This window comes from Pseudooceanicola lipolyticus (genome assembly GCF_002786325.1).
GTDB classification, from domain to species: Bacteria; Pseudomonadota; Alphaproteobacteria; order Rhodobacterales; family Rhodobacteraceae; genus Pseudooceanicola_C; species Pseudooceanicola_C lipolyticus.
On the sequence record NZ_PGTB01000316.1, the window covers coordinates 1 to 1,871 of the forward strand.

At 70.3% G+C, this 1,871-nt stretch carries 1 protein-coding gene; it reads right to left on the minus strand.

Annotated features, from left to right (window positions below):
• Positions 1-163 precede the first annotated feature (163 nt).
• Positions 164-1,871: translocation/assembly module TamB domain-containing protein (locus tag CVM52_RS25455; RefSeq protein WP_205965035.1), on the minus strand; the 1,708-nt coding region annotated here is incomplete at its 5' end.

Here is a 1,871-nt window from a genome sequence, read left to right on the forward strand (position 1 = left end):
CCGTCATCCGAGTCGAGGTAATCGAAGACACCTTCGCCGCCGACGGGCCATTTGCCGATATCGTCCGGCAGGTGCCGCTGCGGCTGATCACCGATGACGGCGCGGCGCTGACCGGGCTGGCGCGGCTGGCCACGGCCTGACGCGGCCGGGACAGCGGCGGCGCTCAATAGTCGCGCTGGAAGAACAGCCCGACGCCGGTTTCGCCCTCGTTATCCACCGATCCCTTGATCGTCAGCGTGTCGGTCAGGTCGAAATTGAGGTTCAGCTCGCTTTCGCCCTCGGCGTTGATGGTGACGTCGGTATAGACATCATCGGCGATATAGCGGCCGACCCCCACCTGCGCGGTGCCGTCATCGTCGGTGCCGACATCCAGGCTGTCGACGCCCAGCCCGGTGCGCAGCCGTTCGGTCAGTCCGCCGCCGCGGCCGCTGAGCGTGGCCAGCTGCGAGCCCAGCTGCGCCAGTTTCAGCGGCGACAGGTCGCTGAATCGGTCGCCGAACAACAGCAGCGCCAGCGCCTCTTCGCTGGGGCGCTCGGGGGTGGCCGTTACCTCGATCTCGGGGGCCGAGACCGGGCCGCTAACCGTCAGCATCGCCTCGCCCTCCGAGGTGGTGGTGCTGGCGACGAAATTCAGCACCGGGTCCAGCGCGCCCTGCAACGAAACCGAGCCCTGATCCAGCGTCAGGCGGCGGCCCAGCAGGTCGAAGGTGCCGCGGATCAGCGAGATCTGCCCCGAAGGCACCACATTGGCCGAGGTGCCGCGGATCAGCACGCTGCCGCCCAGTTCGGCATTCAGGCCGCGCCCGCGCACAAACACCCGGCCGGGTGCGTTCAGCGTGATGTCGAGGTTATAGGCCGGGCCGGAGGCGCCGCTGCTGGTTTCCAGCAGCCCGGCGCGCGCACGCGTCACCCGCGACTGCCGCGGTTCGCCGATATGGCGCATCGGCGGGATCGGCGCCGCGCTGAACGAACCCGAGGCATTGGCGATATTGATCTCGGTCTGCGGGAAATCGATGCGCCCCGAGATGATTGCGCCCCCGGCCAGCGGCCCGCTGATCCGCAGCTGGCCATTGGCGGTGGTGGAGTAATACAGGTTGTTGGTCAGCACGATGCCGTTCAGCTGCGCGTCCAGCGCCCCGGCAAAGGGCGGCGACAGGTCGACCGGCCCGCTGACCCGGAACTGCCCGCCGGCCCGCAGCGCGCCGCTGGTGGCCACCTGTGCCCGCCCGTTCGACAGGGTGACCGTGGTGTCCAGCCCGGTGATCGTCTGCACCGCCGCCGGGATCACCACCGTCGCGCCCGAGGTGCGGACGGTGCCGCTCAGCGCCTCCAGCCCCGGCTGCCCGCGCAACGCCAGGTCGAAGGTGGCGGCGCCGCGCAGCGAATTGGGCCGGATGATGGTGTTGGCCAGGCCCAGCTGCAGGTTGCCCCGGGCGGTGATGTCGGCGCTGTTGCGCGCCTGGTCATAGCTGCCATCGACATCGGCGGCGATGCTGCCCGGCCCGGTGGCGCTGGTGTCGATGCTCCAGACATCGCCGTCCTTGCGGGCCAGACCGGCGGCGGTGAGGGTGCCGCTGATATCGGGCACCAGCCGCTGCAACCGCTCGATCGCCGCGTCGAAATAGATCTCGGCCCCCGCCAGCGCCTCGTCAAAGGTCGCCTTGAAGGTGCCCGACAGCCCGGCGCTGCCGGCAGAAACCGCGTTCACCTGCCAATCCTGGGTGTCGCTGCGCCGGGCGCGGCCCTTGGCCTCCAGCGTGCCGGTAAAGCCGGGGACCAGCCGTTCCAGCCGCTCCAGCGCCGCGTCAAAGCGCAGGCTGGCGGCGCCGGTCGCCTCGGCAAAGCGGGCGTTGAACCGGCCCGCCACCCCG